This is a genomic window from Streptomyces sp. NPDC003691 (assembly GCF_053981115.1).
In genome coordinates this window covers 26,064-49,971 of sequence record NZ_JBSFNQ010000027.1, presented here as the reverse complement: position 1 = coordinate 49,971, position 23,908 = coordinate 26,064, and the positions used below count along the sequence as shown (strand labels likewise).

Genomic DNA, 23,908 nt, shown 5'->3' with positions numbered 1-23,908 from the left:
GCGTCAGCGCAGGCCCCGGCCGGTCCCCGTACCCCCCTCCACCGGTGCCGGGAGAGCCACCCCCGCCCCCGGCCCGGCCCCGTGACCTCGCCAACTGAGAACCTCCGCCCGCCGCTCCGCGCCGTGCCCAGTGACCCGCCCGACTATCCGGGCATGCGCGCCCCCGGGGCAACGGCACACGCAATCGGACATGCGTGCACGGCCGGCGGTTGCACGAGCACCCCGCGGAGAGCGCTCAGGCACGATAGGTGAACGGGCCGAGGTGGCGCAGAGCGGTCCCGTGCGGGTTGGTGACCACGTTGGGAGCGAAGACACAGATTGCGGCGTCGGCCGGCTCGGCCGACTCCACCTGTGGCAGCCACTGGTCGGCGTACGAGGCCCCTCGAAGCAGTACCCCGGGGGCAACCGGCCCGGGGTGACCGGCGTCCTGGGCGTGCACTACTTCGACGCACGACGGTTCGAGCTCGGCAATTCCAGCTTCTGCCATGAAGACGGACGGTTCCGCGTCCCCGTCGTCCGACCACCCCGCATCGACGTAGGTGCTGATGTCTTCGAACGACGAGAATCGGCCGCGCGAGAGGAAGACGTGCACCACACCGGCTTCGGTCACCTGATGATTCCCGCCCAACACCGACCCGCTGCCGTAACAGCGCACCTCCGGCCGGACGGACCTCGCGGCCGACCGGGCCGGACACTCCGCCGGCCCCGGGCCACGACGGCGCCGCGCGCCTCGCGCGCCGTCAGCCGGTGCCGCCGGTAGCGGCGTTGCCCTGCGGGGCGCGGTGGGCTCGTACATCGACCGGGCGCCCGTCGGGGTCCCGTGCCGTCATGGTCCACTGCGCGGGCAGCGTCTCGATCTCCCCGACCGGTCGGCCCGCGGCCATGAGCCGCTCACGGATCTCGCACAGCCGCACGTGGCTCGCCACCCGCAGACCCCAGCCCGCCCGGCCCAGCGGGTCGAGCGCGGCGGGGCGGCAGCGGCGGCTTCGACGAACATCAGATGGTCGTTCCCGCCCACGTCCACGACGGCGATCCGTGGGTGGTCGGAGGTGGCCGCCCGCTCGAAAGCGAGCCGTGCCCCGAAGAACTCCGTGTAGTACGCCACGAGCCGGTCGAGGTCGGCTGTGGACAGGGTCAGATGATTGATGCCGAGGAGATCAGACATGATCGGCCCACTCTAGGAGGGGCCGGCCGGCGACGCGACGGTGTTGTGCCGGTCCCGGGTACTCGCCCCCTGCGCACTCTCCGAGGCCCGGCCGGTGGCAAGGGGGCCACCCCGGCCCCGGCAGCCCCGCAGGGAATGTGCCCGTCAGCGATGTGCCGTGACGACGCGAAGCTCCAGCTCGTGCCCCGCCCTGCTCCACAGGGCCGCCTCCAGATGGTGCAGCCGGGTGAGGAGCCCGTCGTCACGGTCGAGTACGCGACCGGCCAGGCCGGTCAGCGAGTCGTCCTCGTGGGGCGTGGACCACTCGAACAGCAGGCTGCACAGCGCGTCGGCGCTCTCGTCCGGATCGGACGCCGTACGCAGCCCGAGCCACCCCCGTTCGCCCCAGTGCCCCAGCAGGGCGATGAACGTACTGAGGCAGTGCCGTTTCCCGGTGGAGCCGGTATCCGCGCTCAAGCGCCGCACCAGACCGGCGTACAGCTCCGGCATGCCCAGCCCCAGCACGCGTGCGCCCGCGTAGGCCCAGTAGTCGGATCCGGTCCCGCCGCCGTGCGCCTCCCAGCGCGGGTTCCACAGCAGCCGGTCGAATGCGGCACGCGCGGGATCACCGTGCAGCGCGATGCCCAGGATCAGGCCCCCGTTGCAGTCCGTGGACGCACCGTCCTCACCCCACGCGACAAGCCTCCCCAGCCATGAGGGGTCACCCGTTTTCGTGGCGAGGACCGGCAGGAACTCGGCGAACAGATGGGAACCCTCGTAACCCTCCAGAGCCTCCGCGATCTCGGCCCGCAGCCCCCGGCACGACAGGTGCAGCAATCCGAGACAGGCGTCCGCCGACTGGTCGTACGGGCCCTCGACGTGCTCCCACAGCATCCGCTCGGCCGGTTCGTACCCCAGATACCCGACGGCGCGCAGCACCCCGGTCGGCATACCGTCCCGCAGCCTGCCGCCTTCGACCGCCGCTTCCAGCAGGCGCTCGGCGATACTGGTGTCCCCGTGCCGGGCAAAAACCGGAACGAGCCGCTCGCGCGCTCCGGGATCGTCGAGGAACACCGGGAGCAGCGCTTCCGCATCGGACCGGGACCCGTGCCGCAGAACCACGTCCACCACCATCGACTCCCACCGCCAGGTGACCGTCGCCGGATCCCCGGCGCACCGGTCGAGCAGCATCCGCGCGGCCCGCGTCATCGCCACCTGATCCCCACCTCTGTCCGAGCTCGTTTCCGGTCCGCACCCTGCCGGTGGCCGTGTACGACAGCGGGCCGCCGACTGCCCGGGTAAATTTCGATGCCGCCGACAGCCTTCCACGCCCACACTGTGCCGGTGAACACCTTTCCTCCACCGCCCGACCTCCCTCCTCCTGCCGGCGCGGGCCGGGTGCGGGCCGGCGGCGGTCTCGCCCGGCTGTGGCAGGACCACTTGGCCGCACCGTTCCCCGGAGGCTTCCGCGGCGTCGACGTCGACGGCGTGGACCTGGTCCTCCTGGACGCCGATGTCGCGGGCCTGGTGCGGCGGGAGGCGGAGGGCGGACTCGACGGCCCCGGCATCGCCCGCCTCCGGTACTGCATCGCCGACCTCGACAGGATCGTTCCGCTGCTCGACGAGGAGTACTGCGCCTCCTACTTCGTAGGACTCAGGGCCATGGCGCTGACCGCGGCAGCACGCCACATACCCACCGCGACCTGACATCCGGGGCCGAGCCGGACTCGGGTCTCCCGCGGTCTCACCGGGGTGGGCCCGGCCGCGTACGACGGGAGCGGTCCGTCCGGCGGCCCGGCCCGCCACGGACCACGCCCTGTGCCGCTCGCGGTCGGCCTTCGGTTGCGCGCTTCCCCTGAGGCGTCATCTCATGGGGTGTGCAGCCGGAGTCGGTGGACCGACTATGCGCCGGTGGAGCAACGTTCCAGTGGATCGTCGAGTGGTCAAGGGAAACATGTGACCCCGCTCGACGTTTCGTTGACCGGTGATCGCCTGTTCCTTACCGTGACGGTCATGGGACGCGACACTGTCGGCATTCACCACGTGGGCCACATCGTCGAGAACATGGCTCAGGCGATCGGTCTGTACGAGCGACTGGGATTCGTCCTGCCGCCGCCCAGTTGTCCGGCGGTCTCCCGGCGCGAAGGTGCGGCGCCCGAATCCTTCGGAGCCGCCAACACCCATGCCGATTTCCCGAACTCTTTCCTCGAGCTCGCGACACGGGTGAAGGAAGGGGATGCCGAAGGTCTGCCCCCGGACACACACCTCGTTCCTCTGGAGGCGCCGGCCGAGGTGTTGCCCCTGCTTATGGAACGGATCGGCGCGGCCGGCGCCGGCCTGGCCGCGTTCCTGGACCGCTTCCAGGGGGTGCACATCCTCATGTTCTCGTCGCCCGCCATCGACGAGGCAGCCGACCGTCTGACCGCAGCCGGCATACGGCACGGCGGAGTCAACACAGTGCGGCGAGCCGCACCCGAGGGCGCGAAAGCCCCGGTGGAGACGGTCAGATATCTGGAGATCGACGGCGAGGGACCCGCTGCCGCGCCGGGCACGGTCGAAGAGGGGCGGGTGGGCTTCGTCGCCGACCTCGACCCCGACATCCAAGGCGCCCGCCGCCTCGAACATCCCAACGGGGCCGTCGAGCTCGTGGAAGCGACCCTCTGCACGGCCGACACGGAACTGGAAGTGTTCAGGCGGCGGTACGAGACCTATCTTGGCCGGTCGGCACGGCAGGAAGGGCTCGCCTACGTCTTCGACCTCGACGGCGCCGCCCTGAAACTCGTGACCGCCTCAGGCCTGGCGACCGCCCTGCCCGGCGAGCGGCCCCCCGTACTCCCGGCCCTGGCCGGCTATACCGTGGCCGTACGCGACCTCGCCCTCACCCGCGACCTGCTGCGCCGCAACGGGCTCCTCGTTCGAGAGACACCGTCCGGTGACGTGTTCGTACCGGCCGACGTCGCTCTGGGCACCGCTGTCGTCTTCCGTTCCGCCGCATGAGCAGCGGCGGATTCTTCACCCGCCGCCCGCCGCCCGCCGCCGGCTCGGTCCGTTGATCCGTAGCCTGGACGCGTGACGACCGTCGAGCGGCCGGGGCCCGACGAGTTGTGGAGTTGTTCCGGCGAGTGCACGACAGCCAAGCCCTGATCCCGCTTGTGAAGGGCATCCCGCCGGTCCGTTCGCCCCGCGGCCGGCGACGGCGCAAACCCGGCAGACTCCACGCCGACCGAGACGACTTCTCAGCGGGCAACGCCCCCGCCCCGGCAGCACGGACCGCATAGCGCTCCGTCACAGCGGCGCGGTTGCGCGCCTGTTGCCGTTCCGTCCTACGGGGCTCCGGCCCCCGGGCGCAGCCCGGTCTCCGCGAGCAGTTCCCGGAGCTGATGCTCGGCCAGGTCCGTGGCGTCGGGCGCGAGCCAGCGCAGGTGGCCGAAGGCTTCGAGGGCGACGAGCCCGTGCAGACGGGTCCAGGCTCCGAGTACGACCGCGGCGGCCGCGGGCGGCAGACCGGGATGGATCTCGGCGGCGTAACGGGCGAGCGCCGGATCGGGCGGGACCTCGTCGGCCGGACGCAGCCGTCCCTCCTGCCAGGCCTCGGCGAACAGGTGCATGAGCGCCCGGCCGACCCGGCGGGTCGCCGTGGTGGTCGGGCCGTCGGGCGGGGCCGCGTAGCCGGGTACGGGGGTTCCGTAGACCAGGCCGAACTCGTGCGGGTGGTCGACGGCCCAGCGGCGGTAGGCCTTCAGCGCGGCCAGCAGCCGGTCGGCCACATCCGCGGAGGGATCGGCGTCCCGGGCCTGTTCGACGGCGTCGGCGAGCCGGTTGAAGGCGTCGGTGATCAGGGCGGTCAGCAGCGCGTCGCGGCTGTCGTAGTAGCGGTACAGCCCGGCCGGGCTCATGCCCAGGGACGTTGCGACCGCCCGGAGCGAGAGCTGGGCCGCCCCGGCCTCGCGCAGCTGGCGCAGAGCGGCCGTTTTGATCTCGTCGAGGGTCTCGGCGCGGAGCCGGTCGCGGCGGGTGGGTGCGGGCATGCGGACACCCTACCAAATAGCGAACACTGTTTACATTGCGAACGGCGTACTCTACGTTCTGCGAACACCAGTCGCTTTGCGAACGTCGTACGCAAGGAGTGCGCAGTCATGTCCCTCACCCACGCCCCGGCCCCCGGCACCGCCGCACCCCCCGGAGCCGTCACCGCCCGGCGCATCACCGCCGCCCTGCTGGCCGTCGAAGGCCTGCTGATCTTCGTCCCCCTGCTCGTACTCGGATCGGCGATCGACTGGCCCGCCGGCCTCGACGACCCGGCCGCCACCGCACTGCCCCGACTGCTCGCCAACGAAGGCGCCGCCCGCGCCGGATACGCCGTCTACCTCGCCTACTCCGTCCTCTTCCTCCCCGTCGCGATATGGACCACCCGCACTTTGACCGGCGGCACGGACAGCCCGCTCAGCCGGGTGGCCATCGGCTTCGCCGTCGCCTCGACGCTCGCCCGTACGATCGGGATATCCCGCTGGCTGCTCCCCATGCCCGCCCTGGCGGAGGCCCACGGCAACGCGTCCGACCCCGCCGTCCGCGAGGCGCTGGCCGTGCAGTACCAGGTACTCAACGACTTCGGCGGCGGCATCGGCGAAGTGCTCGGGGTCTCCCTGTTCGCCGTCGGCTGGCTCCTGTGCACCGTCACAGCCGCCCTGCGCACCGGCGCCGCCCCGCGCTGGCTGCTGATCGCGGGGTTCCCCGTCGCGGCCGGTCTCGCCCTCCCGCTCGCCGAGCTCGCGGGCGCCGACCCGGGCCCGGCCACCTCGGTCGGCACCACCCTCCTGCACCTGTGGTTCCTGGCCGCCGCGGTCTCCCTCGCCCGCCGGCCCCGTACCACCACCCCCTCCGGCGACCCCCTCCCGCCCGCAACCACGAAGTGAGACACCATGCCCACTCCCTTGCACGCCGTCCTCGGCACCGGCGGCATCGGCACCGCGGTCGTCCATGAGCTGGCCCGCCGCGGACACCGCGTCCGCGCCGTCTCGCGCCGCCCGTCCTCCGCCCTGCCGCCCGGTGTCACGACCCTCGCCGCCGACCTCTCCACAGCCGGGGGAGCCCGCGCCGCCTGCGCCGGTGCCGACGTCGTCTACCACTGCGTTCAGCCGCCCTACCACCGCTGGCCGCAGGAGTTCCCCCGGCTCACCGAAGCCATCGCGGACGCCGCCGCGGCGGCCGGCGCGAAACTCGTACTCGCCGACAACCTCTATGCGTACGAACCAACCGACGGCCCGCTGTCCGAACGGACCCCCGGCGCCCGACCAGCCGGAAGGGCGCCGTACGCAAGGACATGGCGGACCGGCTCCTCGAAGCCCACCGGACCGGCCGCCTGAATGTCACCATCGGCCAGGCCAGCGACTACTACGGGCCCGGCGGCACCAACAGCGTCATCGGAGCAGCGGTGATACCCGCCGTCCTGCGCGGCACCACGGTGAACTGGCCCGGCCGGCCCGACCTCCCGCACGCCCTGCACTATCTGCCCGACATCGCCGCCGCGCTGGTCACGCTCGGCGAACGGGACGAAGCCGACGGCCGGACCTTCGTCCTCCCCGCCGCCCCGGCGGACACCCCGCGCCACCTCGCCGAACAGCTCGCCGCGGCGGCCGGAGGCCGGGCCCGCGTGCGCGGGATCACCAAAACACTCATGCGAATCGCCGGATGGGCCGACCCCGCGGCCCGTGAAATGGTCGACATCTGGTACCAGTTCGACCGCCCCTGGACCATCGACGACGGACTGTACCGCCGCACCTTCGGCCCCGTGGAGACCACCCCTCCCGACCGGGCCGCGGCCGCGACCGTCGACTGGCACCGCACCGCCCGCACGGCGGAGAACACCTGACCGGACCCGGGGGACGGCCGGACGCCGCCTCCGCCACCGCGCACCCGGCACCGGCGGCACCGCCGGGGCCGCGAGCACACCGACCGTCCCCCGTGGTCGTCCGCACGAACGCCCGTCCCCCTCCGGCCGCCCGGAGCAGGCACCCACCGCCACACCCCGGCCGGCCAGGAAAACCGCTGGTGACCACCCCGACGACCCCGGTTATCCTGCCCTGTCCCCTACCGCCCGCGGAGGCCCACCACCATGAGCAGCGCCACGCCCCCCTTCCCCGACCGGATCGAGCTCACGGGAGAAGGCCTCGTCCTGCGCGACTGGACGGAAACGGACCTGAGCGCGATGCCCGCCCTGTTCGACCACCCCGACATCGCGTACTGGACACCGATCGTCTCCCCCTTCGACGAAGCCGCAGCCCGCGCCCGCCTCGACCGCAGCCGGCAACTGCGGTCCGAAGGTACCGCGGTCCTCCTCGCCATCACCCTGGACGGCGGCGCCCCACTCGGCGAGGTCATGCTCCGCCGCGCCCCCGAAGGCACGGAACTCGGCTACGCCGTCGGCCCCGCACACCGCGGCCAGGCCCTCGCCGTACGAGCCGTCCGGGTGATGGCGTCCTACGCCTTCGACCGGCTGGGCCTCGACCACGTCATCCTCGAACTCGAAGCCGAGAACGCCGCCAGCGTGGCCGTGGCCACCAAGGCGGGATTCACCGTGCTGGACGTTCCCCCGATCACGGGGGAGGAGAAGGGACGGCCCTACACCCTCCAGACCTGGGGCCTTGACCGCCCCTGACGCACGCCGACGCCGACGAGCAGCCGGGCCAGCCACGGCACGGCGCCGTCGGTACACCCGGACCGGCCGGGTCCCGGCCGGCAGCAGGTGACGACCCGGCGGGTGGGCCGCCCCTGCGCGATCAGGGGCCTCAGCCACTGCCCGGCGAGTCCGGCACAACGAAGTCGGTGACGAAGCAGGCCACGTCCCCGTGGGCCGTACGGCCGACCCAGACCCCGCAGACGCCGTCACCTCCGCAGTCGGAAATGACGATGTTGGCTCCTGTCCCGGGATCGATCTGCCGCACGACGACGTCCGTACCGTCGTAGAGGACTCGGTCGACGATCAGCCTGTCGACCCTGTCCTCGTCCCAGGCGCCGAGGGCACGAGCCGCGACAAGGTCCATGAAGCACGCCGTACCACGGTCGACCGCGTAGTAATGGTCATACGCACCGCTGCCACCACCGCGCCGTACCGCAGGCTCCCAGGCCACCACCGCCTCGTCCCGTACCACCAGTTGAAGAGCGGCGCAGTAGGCGGTGGAGTGGACGCCCGGGCGGGCCGGGGGATCGTGAAGTGCCCAGCTGACCACCGGGTAACGGCCGGGTACGGCTGTGACGGCGAGCGGTACGGCATCGGCTCGCATCGTCAGCGGGTCCTTGACGACGACCTGCCCGCTCGGCAGCACCAGCGTGCCGGCATCCCGCCGGGAAACCAGGTACTCCTCACCGAGGTAGGTCACCGTCGAGCCCTCGCGGAGCAAGCCGTGGAGGTCGGGCAGGTCGGCCATGGCGCCCAATGTACGACGGCTCGCACCATCCTCACCGGGGGATGTCCGTACGGGGGCGTTCGGCCGGTCCATCAAGGAAGGAAGACGGCAGGGTGCTGGTCACAGTAGAGGCGATACGTCCGGCCCCGTCAGGGCCGATGACGGTGAGAGTGCACTCGGCGGTGGGCACGGTTACGGCGGTCTGGCGGGGGAGACCTGAGGCGGTGGGGCGGGAACACCACGTCGAGTGGACCGTGGACGAGGACATCGCCTGGGCAGTGAACGCCCGGCCGAGTACCGCTGACGTACCCGAGCTGCGGGAAGACGGTGACTGCCTGGTCTTTCGCGGGCAGCTCGGCCTCACCGGGGACCGAGGGGCCGTACTGGACGTGGGCGGCACACCGATCCTGTTCGATCTGGCCGACCCACTGCCACCGGCAGGCATCGACGGATCATGGGTCGAGGTCCGTGTGGCACCAACCCGTGTCACCGTCTGGCCCTGCGAGGTCTGACGTTCGTCGCCCTGAACCGGCAGGCCGTGTCCCGGATCCGGCGTGGGAGGATGGGCCGGTGACCGTACCCGTGAACCGTGACCGCTCTCTCGAGGACCTGGAGCGAGACCGCTGGCCGGACCCGTCGGGTACCGAAACGCGGCTGATGGCGACGGTGCGCGAGCTTCGGCGCAAACCGCTCGCTGCTCTGACGGTCGAGGACCTACGGCTGCTGATCGGGCAGGACCTGGGCCTTGCCCACCTGCTGCCCATGGCGGTGGACGTCCTCCGGACCGACCCGCTCGCGGAAGGCGACCTGTACGAGGGCGATCTGCTGGCCGCGGTACTCACCAGAAGCGCGGAGGTCTGGAGAGAGTTCCCCGAACTCGGACGGGATATCCGTCAGATAGTGTCGGGGCTGGCCAGCATGCCTTCCGCCCTGAAACGCGAGGCAGAGCGCTTCCCGGCCCGGTAGTCCGACCTCCCGACGAGAGGCCGGAAACTGCCCCGGGGAACTACGACGAGCTTGCCCCTGCATCGAGAGTGTCCGGAACACACAGGCCGTGGCCCGGTTCTTCACCGAAACGGACGCCAGCTGTCCACCCCGGTTTCCCAAATGAGTCGGCGCAGCGCAGGATCGCTGAGAACATGCCGGCTGCGGTTCAGCAGTTCCCCCACCTCCGCACTGCCGCGCCGTTCGTCCGGCGACGGATGCCACCGCTGTATTGATTGCACGGCCCGGGTACGCAGTCCGACGTCCGGATCGTCGAGCAGTGCGACCGCCGCCCGCAGTGCCGTGACGCCCCCGCGTGTGTCCAGGAGCCGGAACGCGCCGGCGCGGACGTGCCGGGGCCGGTCGGGGCGGATACGTTCCACCAGCCGGTCCTCACAGAGTTCGCCGGCTGAGGGCAGCAGAGCGATGGTGGTCTCGCGGACGACACCCGCCGCCGGGTCGTCGAGGAGCCGCTGCAACTGTTCCGCATCCACACAGTCCAGTTCCCGCAGCCCCGCCACCGCTCGCGCCCGCACCCCGGCCACCGGGTGCGGGAGCAGCGACCGCAGCAGCCCGGCGTCCGAGCGGCTGCCGCACTCGGCCAACCCGATGACCGCACCGGGCGGCAGCCCGGGGTCGCCCGGCACGGTGCACCGCTCCCGGTACCAGGCCGCCGGGTCACCGCCGTCCTGTCGTACGACATACCGGGCACAAGCGCGCACGAGCGCGGAACGGTCCGCGAGGAACGACTCCGCCTGCTGCGACCGCCCCGCTCGCCTCAGCGCGGTGACACCGGCGGAACGGGTGCGCGGGTTGCGTGCGGACAGCAGCGGAGGCAGCACATCCGCGTAGGTGTCCTCGTCCTCCAGTGCCGCGAGCGCCGCTGTGGCACACAGGTCCTGGACCACGGTGTCCTGGTCCCGGGCCGCCGCGCGGGCCAGCTCGGAGGGGCGGAGCAGCCCACCGTCGACGGCGAGCCGGTACGCGAACCGGCGGACGGCGCGGTCGGGGTCGTTGAAGAGGACGGCGAGCTGCCCGTGCGATGCCCGGCGCAGGACCCGGCCGAGGACCTCCACACCGAAGGCGCCCCGGTCACGGCGGCCGACGCGGAGGATGACGGCTGCCAGGCCGGGGGCGGAGCCCACGTGCAGGGTTTCGCTCAGCAACTGCCGGGCGTGCTCGCGCACCGGACCGGCCCAGTCGGTGCAGCGGATCACGACCAGCGGCAGCAGAGCGGGGTACCGGACCGACTGGCGCAGTGCTTCCTGACGGATCCGCCCGTCGCTGTGGCAGAGGGCGAGTGCGAGCCGGGACTCGTCGAGCCGGTCCAGTCCGGCGGCCGACGGGGAGGAGCGCTCCCACCGCGGCAGGAGCGCCGGGCGATACCGGGCCATTTCGCGTGCTTCCTCGTCCAGCGCGAGCCAGCCACCGGGGTCGGAGACGTCCAGCACACGGTGAAGCGGGGCGCCCCGCGCCAGCCGGATCGCCGCCGCTGTCCCGCCCTCGGTGCCTTCGAACATTTCCGCCCCTCCACAGTCGTACCAGGTCATCGTAGGACGCGGGTCGCGCAAAGACGCCCCGTGGCGGCCGGGCCCCGGGAGCGGAAGCGGCTCCGGCGGCTTCCCCGACCGGTACCGGAGGCTCCCGTACACCCGCCGCGCCACGGCGGAGAGAACGCTCGGCGCCGGGATCCCGCCGACAGGGTTGCGCAACACGGCGAGACCAGGCCGCGGGCCGTTGTTCCCCGTGGTGCACTCCGGATCGGGCTTCCGTCGAAGTCTGTGCCCCGGCCGGCCCTCGCCCGGCCCGGGACGGCAGAACACGGCGTCCGAGCACAGCCGCATCCGGCCACGAACGGATGCTTCACCGCAGACACCACACCCGGCGGATCACCGAGTGATCACCACCGCCCCGCGCTGTCCCTCATTGTCCGGGACTCCCACCCCGACGACGCCGGCAAGAAGACCAACGGCCGCAAGCAGCCTCTCCTCCTGGCAACTCATGGCCTGCCGCTGCCGTCTGTCCGGATCACTCGGTTATAGGCAGGCACTCGGCGAGCAGGTCGACAACATCCCGCCAGGCTCGCTGCGCGTGCCGAGGGTGATAGCCGACCCCGGGAAGCACGATGTGGTCGACCGGCGGGTGATGGAAGGCATGCAAAGCGCCGCCGTACACCACGAGACGCCAGTCGACGCCCGCGGCCTGCATCTCGGCGATGAATGCTTCTCGTTGCGCGGGCGCCATGATCGGGTCTTCCGACCCGACCCCGGCCCACACCGGGCAGCCGATACGCGCGGCCTCGCCCGGTCGGCCCGTGATCAGCCCGTTGACCGTCGCGATCGCGCGCAGCTCGACGCCGGCACGCCCGAGTTCCAGCGCGATTGCGCCTCCGGTGCCGTAGCCGATGGCGGCGATCCGGTCCGGGTCGGTCCGCGGCTCGGCGCGGAGTACGTCGAGCGCCGCGTGTCCGATGCTTCGCATCCGGTCGGGGTCGGCAAGCAGCGGCATGCAACGTGCCAGCATCTCCTCGGGGTCGCCCAAATAGCGCCCGCCGTGGAGGTCGAAGGCCAGCGCCACGTACCCCAACTCTGCGAGCGCATCGGCCCGGCGGCGTTCTACGTCGCTGAGCCCCGTCCCCTCGGGTCCGACCAGCACCGCGGCCCGACGGTCGACACCTGCCGGGAGCGCGAGGTGCCCGATCATCGTCAGACCGTCGGCTGCGTATTCGATGGTGCGTGTTGTCACTGTCGTCATGCGCCTGGACTGTAATGATCGTCGCGCCCGGTCGGGCCGGTGTTCTGCCACCGGCAGAAGGCAGATCCGGGCCAGGGGTCGTGCGGTGGGCGGGCTCAGTGGCCCCGGCTGTTGCCGGCCTCATTCCTGAAGTGGCGTACGAGGGTGATGACGCCCCACACGATCAGGACGTTGGCCAGCGCCCCGGCGCCGTGGAACAGCGGGTGAGGATGCTGAACCCGGTGTCCTCCGTGCCGGAGCCGTCACCGAGCAGCAGCGCCAGTGGGTAGACCAGGGTGACCAGGACCAGGACGGCGCCGGGGAAGGAGACCAGCGTCATCGTCGTATCGAGGGCCGAAGGATGTCCGGCGGTCTCGTTGGCCAGGGCGACGGCGAGCGTGAGCCCCGGGTAGCCCACCGCGATGAGCCGGGCCCTGCTCCAAGTCCTGCCGCGGGAGTTCGTGGCGGTCGGGGTGGCCGGGTTGCTCATGGAGTCGTCCTTCGCGGTGTTCTCGGCATGCGGATGGCTGTGCCCCGACGGGACACGGCCCTCACATTGCTCAATTATTGAACACGTTCAGATTCTGTGTGACCTGAGGTCCTGGAACTCCGTGCGGACCACTTTCCTGAGGCTGTCATGGAGCACCTTCCCGTACTTCCCGCCCGACCTGGAGGAAACGGCCGGTGCCCACTCCCGCTCGCACACCAGCTCGGCGAACAGCTCGTCCGCGGGCCGGCAGGTCGCTCTCCGACCGTCCTCGGCTATCAGCAGCCGCAGGATTTCGGCGGGGCCCGGCGTTGCGCGCGGGCGGTGGCCGGCACATCGGGAGCGGCCTGTCTCGGGGATGTCGTGGCTCGCGCCGGGGCCGGGGTGAAGTGGACAAATGCCTTTGCGCAGCGCGGATGTTCCGGCGGCACCTGTGCCGGGCAGCTGCTGAACAGCCTGGGGCCCATGGGGATGAGGAGGGCGCCGGGGTGGACGTATTCTGCGAATCATGACCGCGGTGTACATACTGGATGGAACCCGGATTCGGACGCTCGACGACTTCTGGGAGGCCGTCATGGATGCATTCGACGGTCCCGGGCGCCAGTACTTCGGCAGGACCTTCGATGCCTTTGCTGACTGTCTCAGCGGTGGACCGGGACACCCCGACGCCGACGAGTACATAGTCGAATGGCGTGATCATGCCGTGTCGCGTGATCATCTCGGATATTCGGAGACGGTCCGTTGGCTGGAGCTTCGTCGGGCTCGGTGCCACCCCTCGAACCGAACCGGCTTGGCGGTGCTCCTGGCCGCGGCCCGTGACCAGCACGGGCCGACCGTTTTCGACCAGCTGGTCGAGATCTTCGAGAAGCGTGCTCCCGGCGCTTTGCGGCTCCAGTAGCCCGGCTGCCCGGCCCGGCAGGCTCAATCCGCACCTGTGACCGTCGGCAGCCGGCCAGGCATGGCAACGCCCCGGCGCGAAGACCCGTACCCCTGAACCTCGTTCTCGTCCGCGGCGGACGAAGACGACGACGGGCAGGCCGCCACCTCCGACGTCTCCGGGCGAACGTGCCTCAGCCCGGGGCGTGTGGGCTGAGGCCCGGCCGCGACTCTGCCGTCTCCCTGTGCAGGTTCTTCTCCCCGCGCATCTTTCGGGTGGGTGAAGTTCTTAGGATATTCCTGGTATGGGGAGTGGCTCGCGGGCTGTGTGCCAGACAGGTGGGAGGGCGGTGACACCTGTGCGGGCGGCGATCACCCCGCCCGCGATGGCGCAGGTGGTGTCGATGTCGCCGTGTCCGGCCACGGTGAACCACAGGCCCTCCTGCAGGTCGTCGAGGTGTTTCGCGGCGCACCACAAGGCGTACGGGACGGTGTCGGGTCCGGACATCCGGTAACCGGAGCCCAGCACATGTGCGGCGTGCGTGGGTGAAGCGCTCGCGGACATCCGTGCCGCGGTCCGTACTCCCGACCGGACATCGCTGTCCGGCAGGATCGCGGCGACGGCCCGGAGGAAGTCCGCTGGATCCGGAGCGGGCCCGCCCCGGCTGCGTGCTGCCATGGCGGCGGCCACAGCGACCGCCACTGCCCCGGCCACAGCCTCCGGATGGCTGTGGGAGACGACTGCCTGGCGGGTGGCCTGCTCGACCGCGGTGCCCAGGTCGTCGGCGTGCCATGCCCCGAGCGGGGCGACACGCATCGCCGCGCCGTTGCCCCAGGAGCCCTGACCGCCGAACTGCCCGGCTACCACCACCTGCCAGGGCTCGCCCGCGCCGATCCGGCGGAGTACGTCGTGCATCGAGGCGCCGTAGCCGCGGTGCGTGTCGTCGGCGTAGGCCTCAGCCAGACGCCGAGCGAAACGGTCCTGGTCGACGATGCCTTCGCTGTCGGCGAGTTCCCGGACGAGCACGAGGGCCTGGGCGGTGTCGTCGCTCCACAGCCACAACGCCTCAGGAGGCAGGATCCGTGCGTCCAGAGCAGCTGGTCCTTCGCGGCGCAGGATGCCGAACCAGCGGTCACCGAAGGCATCACCGAAGGCAAGCCCGGACAACGAGTCCATCACGGCGGCAGGCAGGTTGTTCATCGCAGCAGTATCACCGGCCGGTCGTGACCCGGGCATCTTGATTTTCGTGCCGGCCGTGTCCGGGCAGCCCACGGAGACCGGCAGCTTCCGTATCCTCCGTCGGTTCTGGATTCCGGCCCGCGCAGCCGGCTGGAGAACTCTCGTGCTGCTGTCGGTTGGATCTGTGTGCGTCTGACCGACCTGGGTAGTACCGGCCGGTGACCTGCACGGTTCGCCGCGTCGGGTTGACCCGGCTCTCGGTTCGGCGTAGCGGAGGTACCGGGGCATGAGCGCGGTGCGCTGAACACTTGCCAGCTGCCAGCTGCCAGCTGCCGGCTGCCGGCTGCCCGGTGTCCGGCGTGGTGGTCGGGTGGTCACGGCGTCGGCGGGTCTGCCGGCTTGGCCCGCTGAGGATGAAGCGTCTCGTGCCGGGCCAGCATCGCCACGTACTCCGCAATCTTCCGGGTACGCGTCTCGGCCCGCTTGACGGCATTGACCCGGTTGATGAGGGCGAAGCGGTTGGTCCTGGTCAGCACCTCGAACATCGCCTGCGCCGCCGGGTCGGCGGCGATCGCGGCTCGCAGGTCGGCCGGCACCTCCGCTTCGGATGACGGAGCGTAGGCCGCCGCCCACCGCCCGTCTGCCTTCGCAGCGTCCACCGCGGCACAGCCGGCGGGCATCATCAGGCCGGCCGCCTCCAGCCGGGCCACGTGGGTGACGTTGCGCCGGGACCAGACGCTGCGGGGTCTGCGCGGGGTGAACCGCCTCCAGGAACTTTCCTCGTCGCGCTTGCGGGCCTGCCCGTCGATCCAGCCGAAGCACAAGGCCTCGTCGACCGCCTGCTGCCAGGTCAGCGCGGTAACGGAACCACCCTTCCTGGTCAGCGCGAGCCACACACCAGGAGAAGTGGTGTGATGGTCCAGCAGCCACGCGCGCAGCGCCGCGCCGTCGGCAACGATCAACTCATCCAGCTCGGTTCCGGTCACCACCGAAGGTTACTGAGCTTCTAAGCGTGGTGTCGGTGGGGCTGAAGGCCTGTGATCCCTGCGGTATGCCAATTGCATGAGGTATGCGCAAGGGGGGCCTGTCCGACGAGGGGTGTCCTTCCGCGAGAAGTCGAGGATGGAAGCGTGCGAGCGGTTGGTCCAGGCGAGAGCCTGGGCCATTGCCTGTCCTCGGACAAGCAGGGCAAGGAATGGGCCGGCTGCGCTCCGTTCAAGGCAAGATCAGTTGGGTGATACGCGATCCTCGTGACGATGCCGAGTTGTCCGCCCTGGTCCGCCGCTATGTCACGCCCGAGCGGCGTTATCTGAAGCTCGGCGGCGGCTTGCTGCGCATGCCAAGTCCTGAGTACGACCGTTTCCTGCGACGGCTGAGCGAGGACGCCGGAGTCATCACCCCGCATGAGATAGCCACTCTCTTCGAGGGCGGCTGGCGCGAACGGAGAACAGCGGCGTGGCTCGTAGCCGTCTCCCGCCGTACCGAGTTCCGCGGGCGCATCGGAGAACTCCTGCTGGCCAGCGAAGTCTGCTGTGTAGGGCTGGCCTACAGCGTGGCCCTGGCCGGATTCGGAACAGCGCGCGACGCTGATCTGCTCGCCGACTACCTTGATCGCTACCTCCGCCGCCCCGACCTCGGATACGACCAGACTGTCGTCATGGGCGCTCTCCAGCTCATCGACCTGAACCTTGGGGGCGGCCATGCCGAACGCTTCCGGGAACCGGGAGGCCTGTGGCAGCAGTGGCTTCACGATGCCCCTCACATGCAGGGGGACTCCGACCCCACCCCCTCCCTCGTGAGCCTCATTCGTCGGCTTTGCGCGTTCGTCGACGAATGCGCCGAAATGTCATGACCGCCACGAAATAGGGGCGGTCTCCGGGCACCGGACGCCGACCGGGGGAGCGGAGCGGCCGGACCTGCATGCGGGACGCAATGTGCTCGGGCTTGTTCCAGCGGAAAACGGCAGGGATCATGAGCGCGTGCAGCGTCGAGAGGGACTCCATGAGCTACTCGCACGCGCTGGACTCGCGGTTGTCCATGACGTGCGACCGGGCAGCCTGTTCCCACCGGAGGTCGGCTGGCGGATCGCGTGGGGAACTGCGGCACCGGACGGTGCCGCCCGCACAGCACTTGATACCGCGTGGTGGCGCCGTCTTTGCGATGTCGACGGTGAGTTCTTGGTGGCGGTCCTCGGACATCGGATCGGCGGCAACGACTCCTGGTGGAGCCGGGTCCGGTACGCCGGGAGCGGCGTACCGGAGCTGACCGGAGATCCCGGGTTCGTGGCGCTCTCCCTCGACGGGCAGGTGATGCTGGCGGAAGTGCCCGGCGTCGACGGGCCTCGGGTGACGGCCCTGGACCGACTGCCGGAGCGGCTGGACGAGGCCGCCGCGGCCGCCGACCGGGAGACGGAGGCCGAGCGCACCGCGGTGTGGGCGACGGTCCCCGGCCGGCGTGGATGGCCTCTGCACTGGGCGGAGGGCATCGGGGTGAATCCGGCCGCGACGGACGAAATGCTGATCCGGCTGCTGGATGCGGATGCGGGCCTACTGCACGGATGCGACCGGCCCGCCGTTGTCGACGCCGTCGTGGCACATCCCGATCCGCAGGTGCGATCGGGGTACGCCGACACCCTCCGGACCGAGCTCACATCCGATCAGTGGGTACGCCTGATCCGCGCCGAGCCGTCGCCGAGTCGACGGGTGCTCTGGGCCGAGCGCGCCTGTATCCGGGGCGCCGAGCTTCCCGACGACCTGTACGACGACCTTCTCGCCGGTCCGACCCGCGCGCAGGCTGCCGACCTCCCGGGGCTCCCCGCACGGCACCTCCCCGGCCTCGCGGCCGACGCCGATCCCCGGATACGGGCGGCGGCCTGTGCCCGGTGGGAGGACCTGGCTGCGCCACTGCGGGAGCAGCTGTTGGCCGACGCTGACCACACGGTGCGAACGGCTGCGCTGCTCGCTCATCACACCGGCGTACCCATGCCTCGTGAGGTGTTCGCCGCCCTGCCCTACCCGCGGCGGGCGCTCGAACAGTGCCGCCTCGTGCCCGGGCTCGAGGCGGAGCTGGTCGGCTGCGAGGACGCGGAAGTACGACGCGCCCTGGCCGCCAACCCGGGCCTGAGCGCACACGGCGTCGCCGTGCTGGCACAGGATCCGCAGGACGACATCCGTTCTGCGGTGGCGCTGCGCCCCGACCTCACCGAGGAACAACGTGCCGAGGTACGACACTGCTTCGACGCGTCATTGATGTCGCACACACTGTCCTGGATTCAAGACCTGCACAGTGACAGCGACGCGATGCGCCGTCTTGCCGTGTCGTCGCACCCACTGGTCCGTCGCAGTGTGGCCCGGGCCCGGCACCTCCCACCGGACGTCGTAGCAGTCCTGGCGCGGGACGAGGATCGGGCGGTTCGCCTCTTCCTCGCCGAATCGTGCGAGGACGCTCCGGCCGACATGCTGCTGGAAGTCTGGCGCTGGTGGGACGGCAGCTTCAGCCGTCCCGACTGCCCCCGCAGCCATCCCAACTTCCCCCGTACGGGCTTGCTGCGCTACATCGCCGACCCCAGCGGACGGATGCGCCGCCTGGCCCTGGACGATCCGGAGTCGACACCGGCCGACGTCGCGCGCCTGGCCCTGGACCCCGAAGCCGAAGTGCGCCGCCGCGCGGCCGAGGACCCGAGGCTGTCACCGGCCGCCGCGGTGCGGCTGCTGAACGACCCGGACGGACACGTTCGCTCCACCGCGGTGCGTAATCCGCGGCTGCCGGCCGGCGTCCTGGCGGGACTACTGCACGACCGTGACACGGCACGCGCAGCGGTCACCAACCCGGCGATCCCGGTGCCTGTCCTGCACCGAATCCTGACCCGTGCCGTGGCAGCCGTGGCAGCTTCGCCCTGAAATCAGCGACACCCTGCGCCACCCCGCCGTGGGGAGGAGACTCCTGGACTATTCGTACCTGATGGCGGTGCCGTACATCCGGTAAAGCACCGTTGTCTCTACGCGGTCCAAGGCGCGAGGTGCGGCGGTGTAGGTGTTCGATTCGGTCATGATTCGCGCCGCCACGACTGCCGTGGCGCCTCCGGAGGCTGCCAGCTGTTGAATCTCTGTCAGGCAGTCGGCTACATCGGCTTGCGACCCGCTCCACACCAGCCACCGGTGCAGGACTGTCCGCCCGTAGTCGGGGCCGTCAGTTTCGGTCGTGACCACGAGGACCGTTCGGGGGTCTATCGGCATCGCACCAGTGTGGCCGGGCCTGGCAGGCCGGGGAAAGGGATCAGGCCGACATTCTGCGGATCTCCCAGGTCGTACCTGTCAACCTCATCCGCGGTGTGAGCGGCGGTGAGCATGGGATGGGATCTCTCGGTGTGTCCGGGAAGGCACGGCGCCTCGGAGTGCCGGGCGGGGCAGTTCGGGTTTCAGGGCCGACCGACGCTCATCGCAAGCCCCCGCCGGCGGCAGGTCTACTGTTCACCGGCCTGTCGCCGCGAGGCGGAGAAACAGTGTGATCGTCAGCGCGACGAGGAACGAGCCCGTCGGCTCGGTGAGGTGCAGGCGCCACCCGCACTGCCTGACCTTCCATCACCACCCGGATCGACACCACGGTCAGGCCCCCGACCGGCGGTCCCGGAGCGCGACCCTCTGGAGCCGACTGCCACCCGGAACTGTCCGCACTGCCAGCAGCCGGTCACCACCGTGGTCCTGCCGGCCACCCCGGAGGCCGCCCGCCCTGCCCTGCCCACCGGCCCCGACGTCATCCCGCTGCGAAGGACTCCCTGAACGACTCGGCTGAGCGTTACTGGTCATCGGGCCCGGCGGCCTCCGGCAGCCGGGCCCTCGCCATCAGGTCACCAGCCGGAACCGCTGGATGCCGGGTCTCGCCAGCGGCAGCCGGCGGCGCAGCACCTCGTCACGGGCGGCGGGCCCGATTCTCGCTCCCGAAGTGCGGCGACCGTCGGGTGCCTCGATCACGGCCGGCCGGGTCGCAGCTCGCAACGCAGCCCAGATCAGCCGGGTCTGTTCGGTGAGGGTCTGATGCATTTCCGGTCCGGCTTCGGGTTCGGACCACCGCACCGCGAGCCGCCCACTCTCGAAGAATTCGCCCCGCTCGTCCGTTCTGAGCCGTGAACGGAGCAGCTGGACGACCGCCGAGGTCGGCGGCCCGACAGGCGTGAGGACACCCGCAGCTGGAATGATCGCTGGTGGGAGGGAAGCACCTGCCGGGAGGCTGAGAAACGCCTGCGTGCTTCCGCAGCCCAGAGCGGACTGGATCGAGTCATGCAGGTGGACCTGGTGCAACCCGACAGGTCCTGGATGACTGCAGTGCCATCCGGATGAGGGAAGCGCCTTGGCAATTCGCTGCCCCAGAAGCACCTCATCGACAGCCGTCAGCCATGTGTCCGTCGTCTTCGTGCGAGAACCCGCGATTGCCATGGGGCCAGGATGCCAGTGCCTTCCACCAACTCCTGCGGCTCCATCCCGCCCCGTTTATCTCCAGGCGGAACAACGACGAGCCAACAGCGTCGGAGATGTGATGAGAACAGAACGCCAAAGATCTCCTGAACCCGCACACATCACCATCCCGACGCGCTGCCGCCCATCGGATTGGTTGCGGTACGGTCCTTCTCGGCTGGTGGCCTGGCCGCGGATTGCGGCGTATCTGAAGGCGGCCTTCACTCCGGGTACCCGGTTGGGGATGCTGGCGGATGATGCGGACGTGTCGGTTGTCGTGCACGAGGTGACCTTCGCCTGAGCACTCGGGCACCTGTGCGTGGAGGGGCGGAGCGCATACTGTGCCGGCTGGTGCGCGGCGTGGTGACGGCGTGGGTCAGAACGACGACGGCCTGCCTCCTCCCGCCCGTACTGCTGCTGCCCGATGAGAAGGAGCCGCTGGCCCAGGGCTGGGAAATCAAGGAGCGCCTCGACCATGTCGTCCATGTCGTCGACGCCGTGGTCGATTCGGGTGACTGCGGCACCGAGCCGACCACGGTCATCGACTTCTCCGGCGGTGAGCCGGAGATCGTACGCAGGGGAGTGGGCGACACCGCCCGGTTCGAGTAGCCGCTGCGAGGGCCCGTCCCCCGGGTTCGGCGGCCGTCCACCGGGCGGGCCGTTCAGCCGCCGGTGGCGAGCAGCCGGGTGCTCCCCGTGCTGAGGCCGTCGAGTCCGGTGACGGCGACCCGGAGATCGCCGCTCGGCAAGCCCGTGGCGGAGCCTCTGCAGGCTCCCCGGGTGGAGACGGGTGCCCGGCGCATCAGTGTCCTCCCGTCCCACCACGGACTGAAGGATCACTGCGTCGCAGCGCCGGTCCCGCGGCCGGTCACAGCAGGGCCGGGGCGTGGAACGCGCCGAGACCGGAGGTGAGGTCCCGGTCGAGCCAGTAGCGGCGTGGTTCGGCGAGCATGACGCCGACGCCGACGCCGAGGATGCCGGGGATCGCGGCCAGTTCACGGTCGACGAAGAGCGCCACGGCGGAGCGGTCGGCGACCAGACCCGTGGCGAGGACGGAAAGGTCGCTGGCGACATGGGCGACGAGCCGTGTCTGCGGCAGTTGGTCGATGTGGCGCATCACATCGGGGGTCTCCCCCGGGGCCACGCGCAGTCTCAGCATGAAGGGCGTCTCGAAGCCGAGCCACTCCGAGACGATCTCCAGCCGCGGCTTCACCCAGCCCTCGTCGAGAACCCGGCGGACCACGCGATGCGCGGTGGACGTGGCCATTCCTGCCGCACGGGCGATGCTTGCGGCGGAGGCGCGGCCATCCTGCAGAAGCAGGGCGACCACGGCCCGCTCGGCATCGCTGAGGGGTTTGGCGGGGGGCATCGCGGTGGCAGTCGCCGTGCCCTCCGGCCGTGAGCCGATGAGTTCCAGCAGGCCGTCGCGTTCGGCGTCGTCGAGGAACCGGGGGTCCCAGGTGATGCCCCGGCGCAGGGTACTCAGGGCCGGCAGGGCGTTGACCCTGCGGACGCCGGGGACCGAGAACATCCGGTCGATCGCCTGGCTGGTCGCGGCCTCGGAGGGGGCGTGGACGACCGCGTAGATGGGGTAGTCGCCGGAGATCTGCGCCAGCAGCTGGAGATGGGGAAGGTCGCGCAGGCGGTGCAGTACGGCGAGCGGGGTCTCGCCGCTGATGTCCAGGAAGACATGGACCGGCATCGCCGTGGAGTGGACGCCCCAGTCGGCCTGCCCGATGACGCGGATCATCCGGGCCTCGTGGAGCCGGTCGTAGCGGCGTTTGAGCGTGCTGGCGTCGGCGGCCAGGATCCCTCCGATGTCGTCCCAGGTGGCCCGGGGGGCCAGGTGCAGCGCGCCGATGAGACGTCGGTCCAGCTCGTCCAGCAGAGGGCGGGTCATGGAGCCCTACCTTAGCTCGCCGGTTAATCCCACCGTTACCTAGAAAGTCTAGAGAATCTCTCACTTAGCTGCCATTGTTCGCAGGAACATCCTTCACTTGCACGAAGAGGTCCCATGAGCGTCACCTCCGCCGAGCCCCGGCCGGCCGAGCCGGAGTCAAGAGCCCTCCGCATCGCGTTCCGGGGGTTCGCGGCGATCGAAAAGGTCGGCAACAAACTCCCCCACCCGTTCTGGCTGTTCTGGATGCTCGCGGGCGTCGTCGCCGTCCTCAGCGCCGTACTGTCGGCCGTCGACGTGAGCGCTGTGCACCCCGGCAAGGGCGAGACCATCACGGTCAAGAGCCTGCTCAGCCACGAGGGCCTCACCATGGCCATCGAGGGAGCCGTCGACAACTTCGCGGCCTTCCCGCCGTTGGCGACCATACTCACCGTGATGTTCGGCATCGTGATCGCCGAGAAGAGCGGGCTCTTCGCCACCCTGCTGCGCCGCATGGTCGAACGGGTGCCGGGGAAGTACCTCACCTTCGCCCTGTCGCTGACGGCGATGGTCAGCCATGTCGCAGGAGACGCGGCCTACTTCACCCTCGTCCCGATCGGCGCACTGATCTTCCGTGCCGCGGGCCGCAGCCCGGTGCTCGGCTGCATCGTGGCCTACGTCTCCATCTCCGCCGGCTACAACGCCTCTCCGTCGCTCACCACCACGGACGTCCTGCTGTCGGGAATCTCCACCGCCGCCGCCCAGACCATCGACGCCGACTACGTCGTCACGCCCGTGGGCAACTACTTCTTCGGCGTCGGTTCCTCGGTCCTGGTCGCCTTGGTGATCACTCTGGTCGTGGACAAGGTGATCGCGCGCCGCTCGGACCTGGAGCCCGACGAGCCGGTGGCCGCGCCGAACGCCGCCGAGCGCGAAGCCATCGAGGTCACCGGGGTCCAGCGCCGCGCTCTGCGCGCCACCGGACTGGTCGCCCTCGGTTTCGCCGTCCTCCTGGTGGCGGCCATGACCCCCGTCTCGTCCCCGCTGCGCGGCGAGGGCGGCGGGATCGTCAACTCCCCGGTCATCGGCGGCATGGCGATGGTGCTGGGCCTGTTCTTCGCCCTGGTCGGAACCGTCTACGGGCGGATGACCGGTGCCTTCACCGCGTCCCGCGACATCATCGCCGCGATGGTCGACGGCACCAAGTCGATGGCGCCGATCCTGGTCCTCTTCTTCGCCATCTCCCAGTTCCTCGCCTACTTCAAGTGGACGAACATCGGCGACATCCTCGCCGTCAAGGGCGCCGAGACCCTGCGCGCCCTGGACCTGGACGGCTGGATGGTGCTGGTCGGCATAGCCGTCCTGATCACGATCATGAACCTTGTCATCACCAGCGGCTCCGCGCTCTGGGCCCTGGCCGCGCCGGTCCTGGTCCCCATGCTGATGCTCATCGGCATCGAGCCCGAGACCACTCAGGCCGTCTACCGCGTCGCCGACTCCGTCACCAACTGCGTCACCCCGATGAGCCCGTACTTCGTGATGGCCCTGGGCTTCATCCAGCAGTACCGGAAGTCCGCCGGAATCGGCACCCTGGCCTCCTTCACCATCCCCATCGCGGCCGTCGTCTGGGTCGCCTGGATGGCGTTCTTCGTCATCTGGTACCTGCTCGGAATCCCCTTCGGCATCAGCTGACCGCGCCCCCCTTTCCCCCCGGTGGGCGACCCCCGCCCCCCTTTCCCCCGGTGGGCGACCCCCGCCCCGTACCAGAGAGCAGG

26 protein-coding genes and 3 pseudogenes are annotated in these 23,908 nt (G+C 70.6%); 14 read left to right on the top strand and 15 right to left on the bottom strand.

What is annotated here, in order from left to right:
• Positions 1 to 235: 235 nt before the first annotated feature.
• The 4 genes and pseudogenes from ACWDR0_RS15750 to ACWDR0_RS15735 form a co-directional block, all read right to left on the bottom strand.
• The gene (locus ACWDR0_RS15750; RefSeq protein WP_456352233.1) at positions 236 to 610 is read right to left on the bottom strand and encodes a hypothetical protein; all 375 of its coding nucleotides are present in this window, start codon (positions 608 to 610) and stop codon (positions 236 to 238) included.
• A gap of 130 nt (positions 611 to 740) precedes the next feature.
• A complete protein-coding gene (locus ACWDR0_RS15745) occupies positions 741 to 926 on the bottom strand; it encodes a hypothetical protein (RefSeq protein WP_456352267.1) in 186 nt (61 codons plus the stop codon).
• Between the two features lie 44 nt (positions 927 to 970).
• Positions 971 to 1,165 (bottom strand): annotated as a pseudogene (locus ACWDR0_RS15740) (VOC family protein); the annotation flags it as partial.
• Between the two features lie 144 nt (positions 1,166 to 1,309).
• Complete coding sequence (locus tag ACWDR0_RS15735) at positions 1,310 to 2,359, bottom strand: hypothetical protein (protein WP_456352232.1); 1,050 nt, start codon at positions 2,357 to 2,359, stop codon at positions 1,310 to 1,312.
• Positions 2,360 to 2,488: 129 nt separating this feature from the next.
• Here ACWDR0_RS15735 and ACWDR0_RS15730 point away from each other — a divergent pair, with 129 nt between their 5' ends.
• From ACWDR0_RS15730 to ACWDR0_RS15720, 3 genes and pseudogenes are all read left to right on the top strand, one after another.
• Entirely contained in the window at positions 2,489 to 2,851 is a 363-nt protein-coding gene (locus tag ACWDR0_RS15730; protein ID WP_456352231.1) for a hypothetical protein, read from the top strand.
• Between the two features lie 249 nt (positions 2,852 to 3,100).
• On the top strand, positions 3,101 to 4,141 hold the full coding sequence (locus tag ACWDR0_RS15725) for a VOC family protein (protein WP_456352230.1): 1,041 nt from the start codon (positions 3,101 to 3,103) through the stop codon (positions 4,139 to 4,141).
• A 125-nt stretch (positions 4,142 to 4,266) separates the two neighbouring features.
• A pseudogene (locus tag ACWDR0_RS15720) lies at positions 4,267 to 4,371 on the top strand (IS5/IS1182 family transposase); the annotation flags it as partial.
• A gap of 96 nt (positions 4,372 to 4,467) precedes the next feature.
• On the opposite strand, the gene ACWDR0_RS15715 reads toward ACWDR0_RS15720, so the two are convergent.
• Complete coding sequence (locus tag ACWDR0_RS15715) at positions 4,468 to 5,172, bottom strand: TetR/AcrR family transcriptional regulator (RefSeq protein WP_456352229.1); 705 nt, start codon at positions 5,170 to 5,172, stop codon at positions 4,468 to 4,470.
• A 108-nt stretch (positions 5,173 to 5,280) separates the two neighbouring features.
• Here ACWDR0_RS15715 and ACWDR0_RS15710 point away from each other — a divergent pair, with 108 nt between their 5' ends.
• From ACWDR0_RS15710 to ACWDR0_RS15695, 4 genes are all read left to right on the top strand, one after another.
• Complete coding sequence (locus ACWDR0_RS15710) at positions 5,281 to 6,057, top strand: DUF4386 domain-containing protein (RefSeq protein ID WP_456352228.1); 777 nt, start codon at positions 5,281 to 5,283, stop codon at positions 6,055 to 6,057.
• Between the two features lie 6 nt (positions 6,058 to 6,063).
• On the top strand, positions 6,064 to 6,507 hold the full coding sequence (locus tag ACWDR0_RS15705; protein ID WP_456352227.1) for an NAD(P)H-binding protein: 444 nt from the start codon (positions 6,064 to 6,066) through the stop codon (positions 6,505 to 6,507).
• On the top strand, positions 6,465 to 7,013 hold the full coding sequence (locus tag ACWDR0_RS15700; protein ID WP_456352226.1) for a hypothetical protein: 549 nt from the start codon (positions 6,465 to 6,467) through the stop codon (positions 7,011 to 7,013). Before ACWDR0_RS15705 ends, ACWDR0_RS15700 begins: the two co-directional genes overlap by 43 nt.
• A 243-nt stretch (positions 7,014 to 7,256) precedes the next feature.
• Positions 7,257 to 7,799 (top strand): GNAT family N-acetyltransferase, encoded by a 543-nt coding sequence (locus ACWDR0_RS15695; protein WP_456352225.1) that lies wholly within the window; start codon positions 7,257 to 7,259, stop codon positions 7,797 to 7,799.
• Between the two features lie 130 nt (positions 7,800 to 7,929).
• Here ACWDR0_RS15695 and ACWDR0_RS15690 read toward each other — a convergent pair whose 3' ends face one another.
• Positions 7,930 to 8,568, bottom strand: a complete 639-nt coding sequence (locus tag ACWDR0_RS15690) for a DUF4241 domain-containing protein (protein WP_456352224.1) — start codon at positions 8,566 to 8,568, stop codon at positions 7,930 to 7,932.
• A gap of 203 nt (positions 8,569 to 8,771) precedes the next feature.
• Here ACWDR0_RS15690 and ACWDR0_RS15685 point away from each other — a divergent pair, with 203 nt between their 5' ends.
• A complete protein-coding gene (locus tag ACWDR0_RS15685) occupies positions 8,772 to 9,059 on the top strand; it encodes a hypothetical protein (RefSeq protein WP_456352223.1) in 288 nt (95 codons plus the stop codon).
• Between the two features lie 58 nt (positions 9,060 to 9,117).
• Positions 9,118 to 9,513 (top strand): contact-dependent growth inhibition system immunity protein, encoded by a 396-nt coding sequence (locus ACWDR0_RS15680; protein ID WP_456352222.1) that lies wholly within the window; start codon positions 9,118 to 9,120, stop codon positions 9,511 to 9,513.
• A 101-nt stretch (positions 9,514 to 9,614) separates the two neighbouring features.
• On the opposite strand, the gene ACWDR0_RS15675 is transcribed toward ACWDR0_RS15680, so the two are convergent.
• The 3 genes from ACWDR0_RS15675 to ACWDR0_RS15665 form a co-directional block, all read right to left on the bottom strand.
• Entirely contained in the window at positions 9,615 to 11,051 is a 1,437-nt protein-coding gene (locus tag ACWDR0_RS15675; protein WP_456352221.1) for a hypothetical protein, read from the bottom strand.
• 508 nt (positions 11,052 to 11,559) lie between these two features.
• Positions 11,560 to 12,285, bottom strand: coding sequence for a dienelactone hydrolase family protein (locus tag ACWDR0_RS15670; RefSeq protein ID WP_456352220.1), 726 nt, complete (start codon positions 12,283 to 12,285; stop codon positions 11,560 to 11,562).
• 163 nt (positions 12,286 to 12,448) lie between these two features.
• Complete coding sequence (locus ACWDR0_RS15665; protein WP_456352219.1) at positions 12,449 to 12,754, bottom strand: hypothetical protein; 306 nt, start codon at positions 12,752 to 12,754, stop codon at positions 12,449 to 12,451.
• Positions 12,755 to 13,259: 505 nt separating this feature from the next.
• On the opposite strand from ACWDR0_RS15665, the gene ACWDR0_RS15660 reads away from it, so the two are divergent.
• Complete coding sequence (locus ACWDR0_RS15660; protein WP_456352218.1) at positions 13,260 to 13,649, top strand: barstar family protein; 390 nt, start codon at positions 13,260 to 13,262, stop codon at positions 13,647 to 13,649.
• 267 nt (positions 13,650 to 13,916) lie between these two features.
• Here the strand turns inward: ACWDR0_RS15660 and ACWDR0_RS15655 are convergent, their stop codons facing one another.
• Positions 13,917 to 14,828: an ADP-ribosylglycohydrolase family protein gene (locus ACWDR0_RS15655; RefSeq protein ID WP_456352217.1), complete on the bottom strand. Its 912-nt coding sequence runs from the start codon at positions 14,826 to 14,828 to the stop codon at positions 13,917 to 13,919.
• 353 nt (positions 14,829 to 15,181) lie between these two features.
• The gene (locus ACWDR0_RS15650) at positions 15,182 to 15,796 is read right to left on the bottom strand and encodes a YdeI/OmpD-associated family protein (protein WP_456352216.1); all 615 of its coding nucleotides are present in this window, start codon (positions 15,794 to 15,796) and stop codon (positions 15,182 to 15,184) included.
• A 206-nt stretch (positions 15,797 to 16,002) separates the two neighbouring features.
• Here ACWDR0_RS15650 and ACWDR0_RS15645 point away from each other — a divergent pair, with 206 nt between their 5' ends.
• The gene (locus ACWDR0_RS15645; protein WP_456352215.1) at positions 16,003 to 16,659 is read left to right on the top strand and encodes a DUF6000 family protein; all 657 of its coding nucleotides are present in this window, start codon (positions 16,003 to 16,005) and stop codon (positions 16,657 to 16,659) included.
• 328 nt (positions 16,660 to 16,987) lie between these two features.
• A complete protein-coding gene (locus ACWDR0_RS15640) occupies positions 16,988 to 18,706 on the top strand; it encodes a hypothetical protein (protein WP_456352214.1) in 1,719 nt (572 codons plus the stop codon).
• Positions 18,707 to 18,754: 48 nt separating this feature from the next.
• Here the strand turns inward: ACWDR0_RS15640 and ACWDR0_RS15635 are convergent, their stop codons facing one another.
• Positions 18,755 to 19,042, bottom strand: a complete 288-nt coding sequence (locus ACWDR0_RS15635) for a hypothetical protein (RefSeq protein ID WP_456352213.1) — start codon at positions 19,040 to 19,042, stop codon at positions 18,755 to 18,757.
• Between the two features lie 606 nt (positions 19,043 to 19,648).
• On the bottom strand, positions 19,649 to 19,846 hold the full coding sequence (locus tag ACWDR0_RS15630) for a hypothetical protein (protein WP_456352212.1): 198 nt from the start codon (positions 19,844 to 19,846) through the stop codon (positions 19,649 to 19,651).
• 807 nt (positions 19,847 to 20,653) lie between these two features.
• On the opposite strand from ACWDR0_RS15630, the pseudogene ACWDR0_RS15625 reads away from it, so the two are divergent.
• A pseudogene (locus ACWDR0_RS15625) lies at positions 20,654 to 20,866 on the top strand (L-threonylcarbamoyladenylate synthase); the annotation flags it as partial.
• Between the two features lie 53 nt (positions 20,867 to 20,919).
• Here ACWDR0_RS15625 and ACWDR0_RS15620 read toward each other — a convergent pair.
• Complete coding sequence (locus ACWDR0_RS15620; protein ID WP_456352211.1) at positions 20,920 to 21,060, bottom strand: hypothetical protein; 141 nt, start codon at positions 21,058 to 21,060, stop codon at positions 20,920 to 20,922.
• A 65-nt stretch (positions 21,061 to 21,125) separates the two neighbouring features.
• Positions 21,126 to 22,157, bottom strand: coding sequence for a winged helix-turn-helix transcriptional regulator (locus ACWDR0_RS15615; protein WP_456352210.1), 1,032 nt, complete (start codon positions 22,155 to 22,157; stop codon positions 21,126 to 21,128).
• 114 nt (positions 22,158 to 22,271) lie between these two features.
• Here ACWDR0_RS15615 and ACWDR0_RS15610 point away from each other — a divergent pair, with 114 nt between their 5' ends.
• Positions 22,272 to 23,825 (top strand): AbgT family transporter, encoded by a 1,554-nt coding sequence (locus ACWDR0_RS15610; RefSeq protein WP_456352209.1) that lies wholly within the window; start codon positions 22,272 to 22,274, stop codon positions 23,823 to 23,825.
• Positions 23,826 to 23,908 lie beyond the last annotated feature (83 nt).